Source organism: Gammaproteobacteria bacterium, assembly GCA_013697705.1.
In the GTDB taxonomy this organism is placed as follows: Bacteria; Pseudomonadota; Gammaproteobacteria; order UBA6002; family UBA6002; genus UBA6002.
Genome location: JACCWJ010000049.1, coordinates 1 through 19,446 on the forward strand (window position 1 = coordinate 1; position 19,446 = coordinate 19,446).

The following is a 19,446-nucleotide window of genomic DNA, read 5'->3' on the forward strand; positions in this document are numbered from 1 at the left end:
GGGGCACGACGTAGAGAGTCGCGGAACGAAGTGAGAGTCGTGTGAGCTGGGAGCAATTAAGTTTCTACTTAAATAGGTTATTAAACCGAAATAACATTAAAACTTAGTGTCTTCGCTATATCTAAATTCCAAGGACGGACATAAATAAATGTAATCTGCGTGACTCTTTTCACTTTAAAAGCATGTTCCTTTAATTCAAAAACAAACGTCTCAATTCCCCCTGCTCCAGGCTTATTTGATGCGGGTGCTTTAAAGGTTTGCGATAGTGGAGTGACAATGTGGGAATCATAAGTTTTTAAACGCCAACTATATCCCGTAGTAGGATTTGAGTTGAGGCTAATAGTAAATTGACGAGCGACACTACTCACTAAGATAGGCTTGTTAGGGTCAGTCAGCTCAAGCTTGCTTCCTTGAGCAAGGCTGGTCACAGAAAAAAATAAGCATAATAGAACAATATATTTACAAACCTGCATGTAGCCCTCCAAAGAAATCTTTTGATTGTAACTACTCGCCCCTAGAAGCGGACGTCCTAGCCAACTAATCACTTTAGGTGCGAGTAGATACCTTTTGATTATTTGTGAAAATTATAGCTTTTTCCATGCATTTTCGCTGCGCATATAGATAGGTAAGGCTGCTTCTAATGAGGGAACTCTGCCTTGCTCTATAAAGCTCTTTGCTAAATATACTGTATCCTGCGCCTTTGGATAATACTGTGTTATCACCTGTGAGAAAATCTCCAAATCAAGGGTAATCTCGTCGCGCATATCCGTGACCACTACCCATTGATCATTATCAATAGGAGATAAGTCTATATCCGCTAACGAACATAACACATCCGCATGTTGCTCAACCATAAGATCATTAGCGCCTACCGCATAAAAACCGCAATAGGCTTGTCCCATTCTCGCATTCAAAATTAGCATCACTTTTTGCTTGCCAAATTCTCTGTAAATACCTTGTGCCATACTTCGTAATGAAGGAACTGCAATTAAGGGTTTTTTATGTGCCAGTGCAATGCCCTGTCCCACCGCCGCTGCGATGCGAATACCTGTATAGCTTCCCGGGCCGCAACTATATGCAATTGCGTCGAGCTCAGGAATGATGACATTAGCGTTTGCTAGCAGGACGGCGATCCAATCCAAAATGATATTAGCATGTTGCTGGGGCAAAACTTCGTGTCTTTGAATAATCTTGTCTCGATTCATTAAGGCTATTGAGCATGCATCCGAAGACGTTTCTAGCGCTAAAATGTTCATGCGCAAGAGCCTTGTAGAAAGTGAGCAACGTCATCAATGGATTGAGTTTGAGGCATAGGCGGCAAAGAATCCAAAAAAACTCTACCGTAATCCTTACTTGTAATGCGAGGATCACAAATCATCAAGACACCTTTATCCCCAATGTCTCTAATCAGGCGCCCCGATCCTTGTCTTAGTGTAATCACTGCTTGAGGAAGTTGATACTCATTAAACGGATTTTTCCCTTGCCTTTTATAATGTTCAAGACGGCTTTTTAAGATAGGATCATCTGGCGCTAAAAAAGGGATTTTATCGATGATGACACAGGAAAGAGCGTTGCCTTTTACATCAACGCCTTCCCAAAAACTACTGGTGCCTAGCAGCACCGCATCTTCTAACTCACAAAAAGTCGCAAGCAATTTAGTCTTGGGCGCATTCCCTTGAATTAATAATGGAAAGGTGACCCGCTCTTTTAAGATTTGCGTGGCTTCCTTCAGAGCTCTATGACTGGTAAATAACAAAAATGCCCTACCTTTGGTGAGATTCAAAATCGGCACTACAAAATCGATCATATTACTAATATAGGCTTCGTCACTAGGTAATTTCATTAAATTAGGGAGGTAGAGAAGAGCTTGTTTTGAATAATCAAAGGGACTTTCTAGATGTAGATGATTAGCACCCGTTAACCCTAAATGAGATTCAAAATGCGAAAAGTCGCCATTCACTGAAAGGGTTGCTGAAGTAAAAATCCAGGCTCGATCTTGTTCTTTAATTAAATTTTGAAAATAATCCCCGATATTGATAGGAGTATGATGAAGAGTGAAATTATTTTCTTGTACGTCATACCAATGAATTTGATCCTGAGGGAAAACCGTGGTGAGCTTTTTAAATCTACTCGCTAAATCAGCCGTTCTTCGCCAACAATTATCCAATCCTCGACTTCGAACTGAAGCAGCTTCAATCGCTTCAAGCAGAGGAATGAGCGCTTCTTGCAAACTTTGGATAGCCAATTTTATCTGTGGTTTATTAACAATATGGTCCCATGATCCTTTAGCAACAGAGCCAAAGGCACTGTGCATCTCTTTAACCGCTATGATAACTTTTTGAGCGGTAATTTTAAGCGTCAACATATCAGGGGCGTTCGTTTGTTGTTCTGCTTGTATATCACGCGCTAAATATAACAACTGATTACCCGAAATAGATTCGCCCAAGAAGTGAGTCGCAATCTCATGTAGCTGATGCGCTTCATCAAAAATAACCGCATCAGAGGCTGGAAGCAGGTCAGTTACTCCTGAATCTTTTAATTGGCTATCTGCAAAAAACAGATGGTGATTTACAATAAGAATTCCTGCTTCTTGAGCTTGTTTTCTTGCTTTGATTACATAACATTTTGAATAAAACTCACACTCTTGTCCCAAGCAATTATCGGTAGTACTGGTCATATACGGCAACAAATGCTGAGGTGGTTTGACCCCGGGAATATGATCTATTTCCCCATCCTTATTGTCGTCGACCCATTCTTTAATTTGATAAAGAATTTTTGTAGCATCATCAGAAATAAAACGCGTTTGGAGATAAGTATTGAGACGATGTTGGCAAATATAATTAGCTCTGCCTTTGAGGACAGCAATTTTCAAAGGTATCCCTAAAACGTTGCGGATACGGGGTATGTCACGATGAAATAATTGGTCTTGTAAATTCTTAGTGCCCGTAGAAATTATCACTTTTTTGCCACTAAGCAAACTGGGTATTAAATAAGCATACGTTTTACCTGTGCCTGTTCCTGCCTCTGCTATAAGCACTTGTTTATGATCAAGTGCCTGCGCTATCGCTAGGGCCATTTCCAGTTGAATGGCACGGGGTAAATAACCGGGAATATTTTTTGAAAGCACTCCAGCCGAGCTAAATATTTCCTCAATTTGCACTGTCGACGGGTTCATTATTTTCGTACTTTCTCACAGTAACATTCGCGTTAGTAAGATGAGCATAGCCACTACTAGACACATTCTGATAAGTAAACCCACGGTCCCAAATGGGTGAATAATGCAATTGGATAGACCCTAGTTTTTTTGTTTGATCATAACGACTGGGATCAATATACAGGGTTTTATTGAGATAACATACTTTCATTGGGACTTTCTTATTACCATTTAATTCATTAATTTGAACAGTTTGGCAGTTCCCACTTATAACTGACAACTCTACCGGAGAGTAATTTGATAAATCTGTGAAAGGAGGCATGGCAACTTGACCCGCGCATATTCTGACATTAAGTGCGCTGCCATCAGAAACAATGGGTTCATCATCCGTCTTACCACGACTTTTTAACATCTCATAATAGCCGCTTTTAATTTTTTGCTGTTGATCAGAACTATAATTCTGCCACTCTGCATCCGAAATTCCGAGTCGCGTTGGCGTAGCACAAGCAGTTATGCCACACAGTACTAATAAGAGAAAAAAAATTCTAAACATGATACGCCTCACTGCACTTTGAGAATGAGCAATACTTTTTAACAGTTTGAACACTTCGGTCCATTCACCGTCGCGGGACGACGATTGATAACTACGTCCCAGGATTCAAATGATAACTAGGTCGCGATACTCAATTCTGTCTACTTACAAAAAATTATGAATAAAAGATATCAAAAACGACATGCCCAACTAGGCATGTCGTCATTGATGGATTAAGACTGAGGGTTGCTAGGATTAGCTGGGCTTATAGCATTGTTATCTGTGCTAGGTGCAGCTGAAGATGTTGAATCTGGCAAACCAGGAATTTGAGCTTGGCTTGATTGTGATTCATCTAACTGTGCACTACTACCAGCGCTTAAATCAGGTGTTGCTGTGCTATCAGTAGTTGAAGGCGCATTTGCTGCAGATTGATCGGCGCTAGGTTGATCAGTCGCTGCTGATTGATCTTGGTTTGCCACAGCTGGATCTTGTGCTGCATTTTGGTCAGCAGCAGCAGCTTGGTCAGCTTGTTCATTTGCAGCTTGATCGTCAGCAGGTTGCATTTGCTTAGCAGATGTATCTGCTATAGAAGGGTTATCATTTTTATTTTTATTGCAACCAGCAAAGAAGATTGCTAGAGCAGCAACAAGAACAAACGAAAGTTTACGCATAATTAGCTTCCTTATTGTAAATTAATCGAACAGTTTCACGTGCCGGTAATATTAACTTTTTCTTTATAGAATGGAAATGTTTTTTGCAATATTCACGGTTTACGCCGGATATTGTAATTGAGGTGTTAGACCGTGGGTTGTACAGTAGAGGTCTGTTTCAGGCATCCTTGCCTAAGTGGTTTCATCCATGATAAACAGACCTTGACTACCTCACTCCCTTGTCTCCTCAGTTTCGAAGAAACTGAGGAGACTGAATTAGCAATTGCATCCTTGCAAAACAACTCATCCCTGATACAATCCTACGAGTTCTTTGCTAATCCGACCGTTCAATCCTTTAAACGGTAGAGAACAATTTAGCAGATCATATTTACTCCCACATCTCCCGTTAATCCTTTTTTAAAGTATGACTTTAACTTGCGCCAATATTTCATTTTAAATCAACATGTTACAGGACAAATTTAAAAATAAATTCACGAATGCTGACATAATTTTAAGAAAATGCTCACAAAGTGGTGAGCAAGATATGAATGATAAATTTGGCTGAAAAAGTGTGTGTGAAGGATTAGTCTTGAAGGTAAGTTTTGATCTTAGCTTTGCGCATCTGATTCTCTGTATATAAATTGTAATCCAGTTTTCCATAGGTAGTGGAGTACATTTTCTTCATACTTGAAATCTGATCTGCGTTCATTTTTTCAGAGGCCATGTTGATACTTTCTTTTACCATTAGCAACGCAAAATCCCCATTCGCTAATTGAGCACCCGAAGGTTTTTCAGAGGAGAAGGCTAGTTTTAAAATTTCAGGGTTGATTGTTTTATCTTGCCTGGATAAATTTTGCTTATGGATTGGAGTTAAATGTTCTGTTACCAGAACTTTATTAAAATCTGCATTGCTTTTTATTCTGGATAAAAGCATTGCTCCTTTTTGCTTCGCTTTGACCTGGGCTTCAGCTGTAACTAAAGACGCTTTAATAGTCTCTTTGACACTATCGAAGGGAGCAATAGTTTCGCTCTTGAAATCTTTTACCCTTATAACCACCACATTGCCGGGTGAAATTTCAATCAGATTACTATTGGTACGATCTTTTAAAATGTCAGAATTAAACGCAGCGGTAATTATCTTTTGATTTTTAGTGATGGCTGAATCCCCGCCTTGGGCGCTGAAATAGTCTGTCGTCTTTATCTTTAAATCTAAATTGTTTGCAGCATCTGATAAAGAGCGCGGATTGGTGTAAGCGAGATCAGTTAATTTATCACTTGCCGCTAGAAAGGCCTGTTCTAATTTTTGCTGTTGTATTGACTCCCTCGCTCGGGCAAGGGCTTTAGGATTTTTTCTATCCATGCCACTATTAGCGTCAAAGTAATCCTTTAGTGCTTGATCACTGATTGTAATCGATTTCTTCAGGTTAGCTAACTCAAGCTGGACATACTCAATCTGTACCCTGGCAGGGATTTTAAATTGATTGGAATGCTGCTGATAAAAAGCCTGCATTTGTTGGAGAGTGATTTGACTAGGCTGCTTGAATTGTTGATTGGGAATAATTACGTACTCAATATTTCTTTTTTGCTCTATTAATGAGACGGCCTGCTTTAGCTCACCTGGAAGTACAAACTGGCTGCCCACCACCCCAGAAGCGACTTGATTCAACAATAAGGTTTGTGATGCCTCTGTGAAAAATTCTTCTTTTGTATAACCCATTTGATTGATTATCTGCTGAAAACGTTCTCTTGAAAAATTTCCCGCCTCTTGAAACGCTGGCATTTGACGAACCATTGAGCCGAGCTCCTGTGGGGTAACGCTAAACCCAGCTTTTAAAGCAGCTTGAATAAGCACATTTTGCATAATCAAATTGTACAAAGCTTCTTTTTTGATCTGTTGCTGAATGTAAGGGGTAAGCGCCAGGGTGGATCCTAATTGATCCTTAACGCCGAGTAACATGCGTTGAAAATCATTGTTAAGTTGCGTAATGGTGATTGGTTTGCCATTTACTTTTGCTACGAGGGTTTTTTTAGAACTACCACTTGCGTAATTCTCGACTCCCCAGATAACAAAGGCAAAGCTTAGAATTATGCCCATGATTGTTGCCACCCAACCTTGTGTATATTTCCTAACACTTTGCAACATAAGCTTACCTTTTTTCACAGGAAACGAATAATGAATAAAAGAAGCGCATCAGATTGATGCGCTTAGGATTGGCGGAGTGGACGGGACTCGAACCCGCGACCCCCGGCGTGACAGGCCGGTATTCTAACCAGCTGAACTACCACTCCTAATGGTGGGTGCTGTAGGGATCGAACCTACGACATTCGCCTTGTAAGGGCGACGCTCTCCCAGCTGAGCTAAGCACCCAACTTCATATTCTCTAACGTAAGAGAACGTTAAGCTGTATTATTTTTTATCTTCGTTGCAAGCTTCTTTAAGCTGCTTGCCAGCTGAAAAACGAGGTGTCTTTTGGGCAGGGATTGTAATCGTCTGACCTGTTTGCGGATTACGTCCTGATCTTTCTTCGCGCTGAGTTACTTTGAACGTGCCAAAACCAACAAAAGTGACTGTCTCAGGTACAGGCTTAGCTAATGCTTTGGTGATTTCCTCTAATAGTGCATTCACTACGCGGGCGGTATCCATTTTAGACATGCCGGTAGATGTCGAAACTGAATCAATTATTTCTGTCTTATTCATTTGGTCCCCTATTCATACATTCTATCCATTGAAACGAGCCTTGCTAAAGGCGTCCATGTGTTTCGTGCAAAGAGCAGTTTTATACCAACTCCATGAATAGCCTGTCAAGCCTTATAATAAAAAAAGCTACTCTCTGGTATTTGCCATACTAACTTTGAGTGCCCCCTACTGTCAGTGCATCAACTCGTAAGGTGGGTTGCCCCACTCCAACTGGAACACTCTGACCATCTTTACCGCACGTGCCGACACCCCGATCCAGCTCTAAATCATTGCCGACCATAGACACACGGGTCAGTACTTCAGCCCCATTTCCAATAAGAGTTGCCCCTTTTACAGGGTGAGCTATTTTACCATTTTTAATGATGTAGGCTTCACTGGTTGAAAATACAAATTTACCTGAGGTAATGTCTACCTGACCCCCTCCAAAATTAACCGCAAAAAGTCCATGTTCGACAGAAGCAATAATCTCTTGGGGAGAATGTTCTCCAGCTAACATGTAAGTATTTGTCATGCGCGGAATAGGCAAACTAGAATACGATTCCCTGCGCCCATTTCCGGTGGATTGCATCCCCATTAACTTGGCGTTTAGCTTATCTTGCATATATCCTTTGAGCACACCCTTTTCGATCAAGACAGTACATGAAGAAGGCACCCCTTCATCATCAATATTTAATGAACCTCGCCTCTGTGGTAAAGTACCATCGTCAACTACAGTGCAAACATCTGAAGCAACGCGTTCACCCATTTTTCCTGCAAAAATAGAACTGCCCTTTCGATTGAAATCCCCTTCGAGCCCATGACCTACTGCTTCATGAAGCAACACTCCGGGCCAACCGGGACCAAGTACCACAGGCATAGTACCTGCTGGAGCAGGAACTGCATTGAGATTAACTAGCGCTTGCCTAACTGCTTCATGAGCGAATTTCAATGCATAGTCGTTATCAAAAAAATTATCATAGCCATGTCGCCCACCACCGCCTGCAAATCCTTGCTCACGTTTACCTCCCTCCTCAACAATCACGCTCACATTAAAGCGAACTAACGGTCTCACATCTGCAGAGAGACGACCATCACTGTCTGCGATAAGAATAATATCGTGCAATCCCGCCAGACTCACTATCACTTGTTTAACGCGTGCATCTATTCTTCGGGCTTCTGCATCCACCTTTTTTAATAGATTAATCTTGTCATTTTCTGTCCAGGTATTAAGTGGATTGAGAGGAGAATAGAGTTCACGACCTTGCGTGGGGGTCCAAACCTTGACCTTACCTTCCCCCCCTATTTTAGCTATGTTACCTGCAGCGGTTGCAGCTTCCTCTAACGCAGCGAGGGTTATATCATCCGTATAAGCAAAGCCCGTTTTTTCACCTGTCACAGCACGAATACCAGCTCCTTTTTCGATGTTAAAGCTGCCTTCTTTAATAATGCCATCTTCTAATGCCCAAGACTCTTGTTGAGTGAATTGAAAATACATATCACTCATGTCGATGGAGCGCGTCATTAATTTTGAAAATAAATTTGATAAAATTGCCTCATTAATGCCCGCAGGTTCTAACAATGTCGATTTTGCAATTTCTAAGGGGTTGTTCATTGTGTATCCCATTAATTTGATATATTTTCGGATAATTTTTTTAAATTAGGCTTATCCCAAGCGCCTGTAACATTATAGTGAATTTCCGTCATTTGCTTCACCTGTCGGCTTAAAACCTTATCTGCTAACCAGGTAGCGGCACCCACTATGGGGCCGGCAGTAAGAGTAGCGACAATAGGTAGACTTGAAGTGACATAAGGATTAATCGTCAATCTAAGATTATAGTCTTTAGCTATCAAGCCTATTCTTCCATTAATTCGAACTTTTGCAACTGGTCCGTCAATCGATGCATTCTCAGTAAAGACATTCCCGTCTTTAAAGCGGAATAATCCTCGCATGTCATCAAAACTAAAACCAGGCTGAGTTAAGTCACTAAAGTCCAACATAAGTCGCCGCTGTAATGTTTGCAAACTAAATAGAGTCAGTATCCTGCCCATATCCATGCCAAAATTTGCTTGGTTACTCAGTTTAGTTATTCTGCCTTTGGTAAGGTGTAAATTTAAAGCACCATTTAAGGTCTTAGCTTTAAGATCAAAGGGTGAATCAGACCATACCATATTAAAATCACCGCTGCCTTGCCCTTTAACCATATTATCTGTAACTTGCCATTTATTTAATATGGCGCCTAGATTGGTGCTCTCAAAGCGACCATTAAGCACAGTTTGATGTTGACCATTCATTAGCCGCCAAATGCCAGTAGCATTCACAAGTAACGCGTCTTCCTTTATCACCGCTTGTTTAATTAAAAGATTATTTCCCTCTAAACGAAGTTTCAAATCAATATTTTTGATAAGTTTGTCTTTTAATTTGAAATTTGAAATTGTTAAATCCATTGGAGGAATATTCTTGGGAGTTAAATCATTTTCAAACAGCTTATCATCCATTAACGCAACCGTTTGGAGAGCAATTTTTAAGGGGGAGCGAGGATAGTCTCCTGGTATTTTGATTTGCCCCTTCAGCGACGGACTATCTAGCTGAATTTCTCCGCGTTCAAATTCAACTCGTTCATGGCCCTGCTTGAAATTCAAGGCTCCCTGAATTTGATCACCATAATGAAACAGCAATTTTTTTATGTGTTCTTCACTATTAAATTGCACCTGACTGGGACGAATACTGTTGGCAGTTTTACTCAAGGCTCCCGGTAGGTTAACTTTCATGCCTAACAAATCGCTACTCACCGCAAGCATCATGATAGGATGACCCTCTATAGGCACTAACCAATTAAATTTAGCATTAAAAGCGCTGGTGCCTTGAAATAAATTAAAAGATTTATAATTTAAAAATGTTTGTAGATCTGCAGCGCTAACCTTGCCCTTGATATCAAAATTTGTAGATTTGCCCAATTTATTTTCAAGCGTACTGATTGTGATATTAAAGGGTTTATGAAAAAGTTCACCCGCAATAATTTTACTGTCGGCAGAGTCATTCTGAAAATTTAATTCACCGTTGAGATGAGAGAATGCAGAGTGTGCATTAATATTTACATCAGTATTATCAAGTTTTACCCGGCCCCTAATCTGAACTTTATTTTTAAGGTCTCTGTCTAAAGGGAGCGACATGTTAAGCGCTAATTGCCATTTACCATCAAGATCCAAAGAAGTATTTTTAACTGGCATGAATTTTGCAAGTGGATTTTGATGGCTATCGATCTTAATACGTTGCAAAGAAGAAGTAGTCACTAATCCCTGCAACAGGAGTATGGGTCGACTCAGATCCGTTATTTCTGCTTTTGCGTAATCAATTTGAGCACCGAGTGTTGTTGCACGTTTGGTCATAATTAGCATAGAAGCACCTTCAAAATGCACTCGCGCTCGAAGATGGTCCACCTCTGGCCAACCTTCTTCATAATGAAGAATTCCACTCTCCAAATCCCCTGCTACCAGGAATTTGCCCTTTCCCTGCACAAATGGAAAATCATGCATAGCTCCATTTAATTGGAATGAGCCATGATGAATAGCGCCGCCTTTTATCGCTTTATCAAGCCAAGTCACCACATTTTTGGGGATCAATGTGACCGGGAAATATTTAGAAATATATTTGAGATCTACTATATTGAAATTGAATTTGGATTGTATGCGCGGACTGCTGTGGTTTTGAGGAATGAAGATATTCATATATCCCAAAGCGTGACCTTCCGGGGTCGTTAAATCGACATTTTTTATTTTAATTTGCCAATTTTTTTCAGAATCTTTAACCCAGTTGATGTGGCCAGTTATTTTTTTTATTGGGATGTTTGATCTAAACTGAGGTGCGTAGCTAAGCACAGCATCTTTCGTATCCAAGATGACACTTCCATTAAGAGATGAGAAATTCAGCTCACCACTAAGATGATGGATACCCGGAAATTTACCCCAAGGAGAAAAACTTACGGCTCTTAATTTTCCTTTTATTGAAAAGTTTTGATCACTACTATATTGCAAAATAAAATCGTCTATTTTACCACTGGGTTTGAATGCACTAAGCGCTTCATTCATTCGAGCAGAAACCATCTCATTATTAATCAGAAATTGACTCACTTGTAGTAGCGGCAATCTATCTACCTTAAGCAATCGAGTTACACCTTTTGGAGTTTTGACTTGTTGCCACGTCAATTCATGAATGGGAAGTAATTTTCCCGACATATATACATTTAAGTGCTCAGTTAATAGTGACCACTTATTGGGCTGATAATGGGCTGAAAAAAGTGTCGAGATGGCATTGGCTTGATACACTTTACCAACGTGGTTATTTTTAATAATAACATCTCGGGCCGCTAAAGAACCCTCAGCCATTGAATGATGAGGGGTGGAAGAAATATTCATGTCAACCTTGGCATTACCCTGTAAAAACGCTAGGTTTCCGCCCAATTTATTAAGTAATAGGTTATTTGAAACAGGAATATTTGCGACTGAAAGGTGCAATTTAGTGTAAATCATCTGTCTACTCAAAAAGCTACCATAAATAGTACCTGCAAAAGCAGTCGGTGATTGATTCCACAGGTGCGCCTGCCCAAGAAAAGTGCGTGAAAAAAGGCGACTTTGTTCAGCAAATGACAGCTTAGAAATGAACATTTTATGACCGATTTGATCAAAATAGGTGATATCCACATCCCGGAGATTTTTTTTACCACTTGCCAGAAAAGAATCTATTAAATAATTCAGTTTTCGCCTGTCCTTGGTATGCAACTGTGCTTGTAGAGCTGGAATGTCGTTAATATCGAAAATGCCATTAGGCCTTTCTTTTAATATTAGATGTGTACCCTGAATATCTATGTCGCCTGGGATTATCTGCCCACGCCATACGCTGGCGAAGAAATTAATCCCTATGCTGAGTTTGTTAATATGAAGCAAACTCACGCCCCGGGAATCATTTATAGAAAAATCATTAATTTCTAAGTGGGGTTTCAGGCCCTGCCAGGAGGTCGTTAGGGTACCAATATGAACCGGCTGATCTAGCTTGGATGATAGAAATTTTTCCACCCCCGCAACATTGCCAACCGATTTATACAAGGGTGCTAGATAATTATTTAAAACAAAAAGGGGGGTTAAGATTAGCACAGCACTTATAAAAACTGCGCGTAATATACGTAACGATTTCACCATAACAAACTACGATCACTAAAAATTTTGCTAAGATACATTAAATTTGCGTCTAAGATCTCTTAATATAATAAAAACCCAAGGCCAAAGTAAAGCACTAGTGATCGCTGGAGACCAGAATTCCCAAGTCCTGGGCAAAACGCCCAGTAATCCTTGCACCCAATAAAGAAGCGCCAGATAAACAAAGGATAAGAAAAATACGATTATCGTTTTTTGCCAGATGGGATAGAGGCGGATTCGCGGATGAAACTTAACAATAAAGTAGGCCACAACGGCCAACGCCAAAGCATGCTGACCCAATAGTGTTCCTTGAAGTACATCGAGTAACAAGCCAATAAACCAGGCCATTCCCACACTAATACGCTCAGGAAGTGCTAAACACCAGTACACCATCACTAACATAACCCATAGCGGCCGCAACCAATTGGCCCAATTTGGCAGAGGCAAAATGGTCAGCATCATGGCTATGCACAATGTAATCCCTATAATAAAAATTCGCTGAGGAAAACTTGCAGATCGCATTATTGGGGTTCCATTTCATCAGATTGGTCTAACTCAGTAGCACTAGTATCTTCTTCAGCCTTAGTACTTTTTCCCGTGGTTTTGGTGGACTGATTTTCGGTTGTCTGCTCAGCTTTTATTTTTTTTGGCCAGACAAGCAATACTTGACGACTTTGATTAACGTGTGCAGCGGGCGTCAAACTTATATTGGTAAATCTTCCACCGGGAGGTAGTTTTACATTATTGATGACACCGACGGGATACCCGGGGGGGTAGTGACCGCCTAATCCGGATGTAATCAAGTAGTCTCCCTTACGAAAGTCTGTAGTGAGAGGAACATTGATTAATTCCAGAACGCCATCGAATCCTAACCCACTTGCAATAGCACGATTCCCATTGCGGTTATTTTGAACTGGAATTGCGCTTCGAGGATCAGTGATTAATAAGACTCGGCTATTTATGGGACCTACCGCAATGACTTGACCCATTACCCCATAGGCATCCAACACTGGCTGCCCCACATATACCCCGTCCCTTTCTCCTTTATCAATAACAATTTGTTGAGTATAAGGAGCGAGATCGACAGCGAGTAATTGCGCAACAGTCACTTTTTCATGAATATTTGAAGACGAGCGTAACAAAGCCTTTAATTGCTCATTTTCTCTTTCTAAGGCTAAGACTTTTTGAAGTTTCGCATAGAGTAATAATTGACGTGCCCGTAATTGAGCATTTTCAACTAAAAGGTTTTGTTGTGTGGTAAAGCTCGTATCCACCCATCGAATAAATTCAACAGGACGATCTACCAGATATTGCATAGGTGCAACCACCAATGACAGCACTGATCTAAAACGACCAAAGTAGTTAAATTGATGATCCAGTGTCATCAAAACACAAGAGCAAACTATAAATACAAGTAATCTTACGCCCAAAAAAGGACTTCGACGAAATAACTCCTTAATTTCGATTCTCCTAAGCCGTTGTCTCTTTATTAACGCTTCTCATAGGAAAAGATGAAGAAAATTTAGGGAAACAACTATTATTCTTTTGACAAGAAGTCACTTCCAAGTACATCCATAAGTTCCATAGCGCGCCCGCCTCCTCTTGCCACACAAGTGAGAGGATCTTCGGCCACAATAACTGGCAAACCAGTCTCTTCCATTAAAAGTCTATCCAAGTCTTTCAACAAAGCACCGCCACCCGTAAGTACCATGCCTTTTTCAGCAATATCAGAAGCTAATTCAGGTGGAGCTTGTTCTAGGGCAGCCCGCACTGCGCCGACTATCCCAGCCAGAGGTTCTTGTAAAGCCTCCAATATTTCATTGCTGTTTAATGTAAAGCTTCGCGGCACACCTTCTGCAAGGTTTCGGCCTCTCACCTCAATTTCTTTTACTTCACTACTTGGGAAGGCTGTACCAATATCATGTTTAATCCGTTCAGCAGTGGTTTCGCCAATTAAACTGCCATAGTTGCGACGCACATAATTAATAATAGCCTCATCAAACCGATCACCACCAATTCGCACTGAAGCCGCATACACAATACCGTTGAGTGAAATAATCGCCACTTCGGTCGTGCCGCCCCCGATGTCAACCACCATAGAACCACTGGCTTCCTCGACAGGTAAACCGGCGCCCATTGCAGCAGCCATAGGTTCTTCTAATAAAAATACTTCTCGCGCGCCCGCGCCTAATGCAGATTCTCTTATCGCTCTGCGTTCAACTTGGGTGGATCCACAAGGGACACATACCAATACACGTGGGCTAGGTTTAAGAAATTTATTTTCGTGAACCTTGTTAATGAAATGTTGCAGCATTTTTTCAGTAATATAAAAATCGGCAATAACACCATCTTTCAGCGGTCTGGTGGCTAATATGTTACCAGGTGTGCGTCCTAACATTCGTTTCGCTTCCAATCCCACAGCAGCGACTCGACTTTGACCATTAATTGGATCTAGCCTTACAGCCACCACAGAAGGCTCATTTAGAACTATTCCTTGGCCGGGCAAATAAATAAGGGTATTAGCGGTTCCGAGATCAATGGAGATATCTTTAGAGAAAATTCCACATATTTTCTTAAACATTTCGTTGTATCCACAAATAATAAGTTACAAAACTGTGCTAACTTTATCTGAATTTTTTTTACCAGTCGAGATTAATTTGAAATGCTTATTTCATCTTTATGCTTAACATGAATAGGATCCCCCTGTATAATTTTTTGTTTAATTTAAAATAGATAGGGGAATCCGAGTGTCAACATTAACTCGAGAAAATATCGAAAAAGTTGCTCACCTAGCCAGACTTGCTATTTCAGAAGAGGAGATTTTGACACACGTTCGAAATTTATCAAATATTTTAGAGCTGGTCGAACAGATGAATTCTGTTGACACCCAAGGCATCACCCCCATGGCCCACCCCCTGGATATCCCTCAGCCATTACGCATAGATAGGGTTACAGAAAAAAATGAGCGCGCGTTATTGCAAAGCGTAGCCGAACCTTCCGCGATAAAGTCGGGCTTATATATAGTCCCCAAGGCGTACGATACCGTAAAAGAGTTTGAAACAATTGAAGAGTAATGATATGCATAATCGAACTATTGCCGAATTGAGCACAGACTTGGCCAACAAAGAATACTCTAGTGTTGAGCTTACGACCCATTTCTTAGACCGCATTAAAAAAATTGATCCTGCCTTAAATAGTTTTATCACTGTTTCTGAAGAGGTGGCTCTAGATCAGGCTAAAAATGCCGATCAAGCTAGAACAAATCATACCCACCCCTCTCCCTTGATGGGAATCCCCTTCGCGCACAAAGATATTTTCTGTACCCAGGGTGTCAAAACTTCTTGCGGCTCAAAAATGCTTGATAATTTCATCTCTCCTTACAGCGCGAGCGTAGTTGATCGACTTAGTGAGGCAGGAGTCGTCTTATTAGGCAAGACCAACATGGATGAATTTGCTATGGGGTCTTCGAATGAAACAAGTTTTTATGGTGCGGTACGCAATCCTTGGGATCTAGAAAGAGTACCCGGTGGGTCTTCGGGCGGTTCTGCTGCTGCAGTCGCGGCGAGACTAACTCCCGCTGCGACCGGCACAGATACGGGAGGCTCGATACGACAACCTGCTGCATTATGCGGAATAACAGGACTCAAACCTACTTATGGACGTGTCTCTCGCTATGGCATGATTGCATTTGCATCCAGCCTAGATCAAGGCGGCCCGATGACCTTAACCGCAGAAGATGCGGCCATGCTACTCAATGTTATGGCTGGCCATGATGAGAAAGATTCCACTTGTATTGATCAACCCACACCCGATTATACGAAAACATTAAATGATTCCTTAGAGGGATTAAAAATTGGTCTTCCTAAAGAGTATTTTAGAGAAGGTCTTGATCCTCAGGTTGAAGCCATTGTCCAAAATGTTATAAAAGAATATGAGAAACTTGGCGCAACGGTTAAAGAAATTAGCTTGCCTAATCAACACCTCTCTGTGCCTGTGTATTATGTAGTGGCACCCGCAGAGTGCTCTTCAAATTTAGCGCGTTATGATGGCATCCGGTTTGGATACCGCTGCGAAAATCCTCGTGACCTTGAGGATTTTTATAAACGAACACGAGGCGAAGGATTTGGGGAAGAAGTTAAGCGACGTATCATGATTGGTACTTATGCTCTATCCGCCGGTTATTACGATGCCTATTATATTCAAGCCCAAAAGATACGACGCCTTATTAGCAATGATTTTGTTGAAGCCTTTAAAGAAGTAGATGTCATCATTGGACCTACTACCCCTACTCCTGCTTTTAAAATAGGTGAGAAATCTAACGATCCAGTGAGCATGTACTTATCCGATATTTATACCATTTCCGTAAATCTCGCAGGGTTACCTGGGATTTCTATTCCTGCTGGCTTTGTGAATGACTTACCCATCGGAGTACAATTAATAACGGATTATTTTACTGAAGCTAAATTGTTGAATATTGCTCATCGATACCAGCAGGTTACAAAATGGCACCAACATGTCCCGCCACAAGTACAAACAGTGTGAGCTAGTAAGGGTAATTTGACCAACGCATTAATCCTATGAGGTAAAAAAATGGAGTGGGAAACTGTTATCGGACTTGAAGTACACGTCCAACTTTCAACACAATCAAAATTATTTTCTGGATCCTCTACCGCTTACGGTGGAGATCCTAACACTCAGGCTTGCCCGATTGATTTAGGTCTGCCTGGCGTTTTACCTGTTCTGAATGGGGATGCCATAAAAATGGCAGTAAAGTTTGGCCTAAGCGTAGGCGCCGAAATTTGTTATCGCAGCGTTTTTGCTCGGAAAAACTATTTCTATCCTGACCTACCGAAAGGGTATCAAATAAGCCAATACGAACTTCCTATTGTGTATCAAGGCTATTTAGATATTACTTTAGACGATGGCCATATAAAACGAATTGGTATAACGCGAGCTCATTTAGAAGAAGATGCAGGAAAATCTATCCATGAAGAAACGACTGATCAATCCGGAATTGATTTAAATCGAGCCGGCACTGCATTAATAGAAATTGTTTCTGAGCCAGACATTCGAGATGCAAAAGAAGCGGTTTCTTATCTTAAAACACTCCATTCATTAGTGCGTTATTTAGACATTAGCGATGGCAATATGCAAGAAGGATCATTTCGGTGTGATGCTAACGTTTCCGTTAGACCAAAGGGACAAAAAGAATTTGGCACACGAGCAGAAATAAAAAATATAAACTCATTTCGCTTTGTGGAACGAGCAATCAATTATGAAGTAGAAAGACAAATTGATCTCATAGAAAGCGGAGGCACTGTCATACAAGAAACCCGACTTTATGATTCTGATAAAAATGAAACGCGATCAATGCGTAGCAAGGAAGAAGCTATGGATTACCGTTATTTTCCGGATCCAGATTTACTCCCCATTGTTTTAGATAAAGGATTTGTTGAGGGTATTAGAGAAACATTACCTGAACTACCGGCAGCCAAATGTCTTCGTTTTGAAAAAGAGTATGAATTATCTACCTATGACGCCAACATATTAGTCTCTAATAAGGAGATGGCCGAATATTTTGAAACTGCCCTAGCTAATACAAACGCTACTCCAAAAATGCTAGCAAATTGGATAATTGGAGATTTATCTGCTGCATTAAACAAAGAAAATTTGGATATTACGCAGTCCCCTATTTCGCCACAAAACCTTGCTACCCTGCTTAATAGAATGGCAGACGATACTATTTCAGGAAAGCTTGCCAAAACAGTCTTTGAAAGCTTGTGGCAAAAAGAAGGTACACCCGATGAAATTATTGCAAAAAAAGGTTTAACCCAGATTACTGACGCTAGCGCTATTGAAAAAATAATTGACGATATCTTAGCGTCAAACAGTGAACAAGTTGAGCAATATCGGGCCGGCAAAGATAAGGTATTTGGATTTTTAGTGGGCCAAATAATGAAAGAAACTAAAGGCAAGGCAAATCCAGCCCAGGTTAATGATTTGTTGAAAAAGAAATTAGGGAATTGATTCCAATCTTCTGCGCCAAAAGTTGGACCTGAAGATGAAGCATATTTTAAAAAACCTACGGGCAGAATTTGTCTTTAATAAATATAGCTTCATCAATAGCTTGAAATCAATTTTAGCCTGCATCATCGGGCTAATTTTAACGCGACTATTAAACCTCGCCCAACCTCAGTGGGTCCTTATCTCGATTGTGATAGTTATGGCGTCACAATACCGTCTGGGCGGCGCAATGATCAAGGGTTACACCCGTCTTCTTGCGACAGCAATTGGGGCATCTCTGGCCTCAGTAATTTTATTTCTTTATACCATTCATATCCTTCTGGTCTATGGCGTACTGTTAATTTTCATCGCTATTTTTATTTATTTTGCCACTAATTCGAAAGACTATGCTTACGCTTACACGCTTGGAGCGGTGACAATGATTGTCATCGTGGTTTCAGATAATCCGCAGTTTCAAAATGCCCTTTACCGACTTTACGAAATTATCTTGGGAGTAATTGTAGCTATTTTAGTTTCACGCTTTGTCGCTCCAATCAAAGCGGAAGAAATGCTCTATAAAAATATAGCAAAAACGCTGCACCTACTTAAAAATGTTTACCAATTATTTATTCGAGAAGACAAAACCTTCAATTTACAGGCTAAAGGCTCAAATCTTGAAGAGGAAATCATACAAAATTTTGCTGCTCAAAGTGTTCTCCTTCGAGAAGCCTGCACAGAAACTCATAAAATTCGTTCGCAACGTTCGCTATATATCATTTTATTAAGGCTAGAACGTCGGCTTCTACGTAGTATTTATATGTTGCATTACACGCTGCGCATATCTCTGAGGAGTTTTGGCAACATTATCAGTATGCATGAATTTAAAATACTGCATCGAATGATCACCACAATGATTGAAGATATTGCCCGAAAAATACAAAATAAAGATTACGTCTTACAAGAATTAAACTTGGATCCAAACTTTGACGATATTACCGCTAAGCTTCTTGGCGTTTTTAACCAATATTCCTTCTCTGAAAAAAATAAAATTCATGCATTCATTTTTTGTCTTGGACATGTAATTTTAGTATTGAAGAGAATGAGGAAAATAGTAGTGGAGATATCTGCAGCGCCCTCCGACACACCCTCATAACTGTTCAGCCTCAGAGGCGAAGTTTATATTTGGCGGATTTTTCATTGAAATTCCGCCAAATCTGAACGTTCCTGTAACCTCTAAATT

General features: G+C 40.6%; 16 protein-coding genes and 2 tRNA genes. 4 read left to right on the forward strand and 14 right to left on the reverse strand.

Going from position 1 to position 19,446, the window contains the following annotated elements:
- Positions 1–80 precede the first annotated feature (80 nt).
- The 14 genes from H0U71_09390 to H0U71_09455 form a co-directional block, all read right to left on the reverse strand.
- Positions 81–473, reverse strand: coding sequence for a protease inhibitor I42 family protein (locus H0U71_09390; protein ID MBA2655260.1), 393 nt, complete (start codon positions 471–473; stop codon positions 81–83).
- A 111-nt stretch (positions 474–584) separates the two neighbouring features.
- A complete protein-coding gene (gene tsaB, locus H0U71_09395; GenBank protein ID MBA2655261.1) occupies positions 585–1,256 on the reverse strand; it encodes a tRNA (adenosine(37)-N6)-threonylcarbamoyltransferase complex dimerization subunit type 1 TsaB in 672 nt (223 codons plus the stop codon).
- Positions 1,253–3,175: an ATP-dependent DNA helicase gene (locus H0U71_09400; GenBank protein MBA2655262.1), complete on the reverse strand. Its 1,923-nt coding sequence runs from the start codon at positions 3,173–3,175 to the stop codon at positions 1,253–1,255. Before H0U71_09400 ends, tsaB begins: the two co-directional genes overlap by 4 nt.
- Positions 3,150–3,707 (reverse strand): hypothetical protein, encoded by a 558-nt coding sequence (locus H0U71_09405; protein ID MBA2655263.1) that lies wholly within the window; start codon positions 3,705–3,707, stop codon positions 3,150–3,152. The genes H0U71_09400 and H0U71_09405 overlap by 26 nt, the downstream gene beginning before the upstream one ends.
- Before the next feature lie 212 nt (positions 3,708–3,919).
- Positions 3,920–4,357 carry a hypothetical protein gene (locus H0U71_09410; GenBank protein ID MBA2655264.1) on the reverse strand — a complete coding sequence of 146 codons (438 nt, stop codon included), beginning with the start codon at positions 4,355–4,357 and terminating at the stop codon, positions 3,920–3,922.
- A 562-nt stretch (positions 4,358–4,919) separates the two neighbouring features.
- The gene (locus H0U71_09415) at positions 4,920–6,479 is read right to left on the reverse strand and encodes a SurA N-terminal domain-containing protein (GenBank protein MBA2655265.1); all 1,560 of its coding nucleotides are present in this window, start codon (positions 6,477–6,479) and stop codon (positions 4,920–4,922) included.
- A 69-nt stretch (positions 6,480–6,548) separates the two neighbouring features.
- A tRNA-Asp gene (locus H0U71_09420) sits at positions 6,549–6,625 on the reverse strand.
- Positions 6,626–6,628: 3 nt separating this feature from the next.
- Positions 6,629–6,704 (reverse strand) — tRNA-Val (locus H0U71_09425).
- Positions 6,705–6,743: 39 nt separating this feature from the next.
- Positions 6,744–7,034: an HU family DNA-binding protein gene (locus tag H0U71_09430; GenBank protein MBA2655266.1), complete on the reverse strand. Its 291-nt coding sequence runs from the start codon at positions 7,032–7,034 to the stop codon at positions 6,744–6,746.
- A gap of 148 nt (positions 7,035–7,182) precedes the next feature.
- A complete protein-coding gene (gene tldD, locus H0U71_09435; protein MBA2655267.1) occupies positions 7,183–8,625 on the reverse strand; it encodes a metalloprotease TldD in 1,443 nt (480 codons plus the stop codon).
- Positions 8,626–8,636: 11 nt separating this feature from the next.
- Positions 8,637–12,206 carry a hypothetical protein gene (locus H0U71_09440; GenBank protein ID MBA2655268.1) on the reverse strand — a complete coding sequence of 1,190 codons (3,570 nt, stop codon included), beginning with the start codon at positions 12,204–12,206 and terminating at the stop codon, positions 8,637–8,639.
- A 27-nt stretch (positions 12,207–12,233) separates the two neighbouring features.
- Positions 12,234–12,725: a rod shape-determining protein MreD gene (gene mreD, locus H0U71_09445; protein ID MBA2655269.1), complete on the reverse strand. Its 492-nt coding sequence runs from the start codon at positions 12,723–12,725 to the stop codon at positions 12,234–12,236.
- Positions 12,725–13,663, reverse strand: coding sequence for a rod shape-determining protein MreC (gene mreC / locus H0U71_09450; protein ID MBA2655270.1), 939 nt, complete (start codon positions 13,661–13,663; stop codon positions 12,725–12,727). Before mreC ends, mreD begins: the two co-directional genes overlap by 1 nt.
- Before the next feature lie 77 nt (positions 13,664–13,740).
- Entirely contained in the window at positions 13,741–14,784 is a 1,044-nt protein-coding gene (locus H0U71_09455) for a rod shape-determining protein (protein MBA2655271.1), read from the reverse strand.
- Between the two features lie 166 nt (positions 14,785–14,950).
- Between H0U71_09455 and gatC the strand changes: the two genes are divergently transcribed.
- The 4 genes from gatC to H0U71_09475 are packed head-to-tail and all read left to right on the forward strand — an operon-like array spanning position 14,951 to position 19,359.
- Entirely contained in the window at positions 14,951–15,277 is a 327-nt protein-coding gene (gene gatC / locus H0U71_09460) for an Asp-tRNA(Asn)/Glu-tRNA(Gln) amidotransferase subunit GatC (protein ID MBA2655272.1), read from the forward strand.
- A 4-nt stretch (positions 15,278–15,281) separates the two neighbouring features.
- A complete protein-coding gene (gatA, locus tag H0U71_09465) occupies positions 15,282–16,745 on the forward strand; it encodes an Asp-tRNA(Asn)/Glu-tRNA(Gln) amidotransferase subunit GatA (GenBank protein MBA2655273.1) in 1,464 nt (487 codons plus the stop codon).
- A 48-nt stretch (positions 16,746–16,793) separates the two neighbouring features.
- Positions 16,794–18,230 (forward strand): Asp-tRNA(Asn)/Glu-tRNA(Gln) amidotransferase subunit GatB, encoded by a 1,437-nt coding sequence (gene gatB / locus H0U71_09470; GenBank protein MBA2655274.1) that lies wholly within the window; start codon positions 16,794–16,796, stop codon positions 18,228–18,230.
- Between the two features lie 34 nt (positions 18,231–18,264).
- A complete protein-coding gene (locus H0U71_09475; protein MBA2655275.1) occupies positions 18,265–19,359 on the forward strand; it encodes an FUSC family protein in 1,095 nt (364 codons plus the stop codon).
- Positions 19,360–19,446 lie beyond the last annotated feature (87 nt).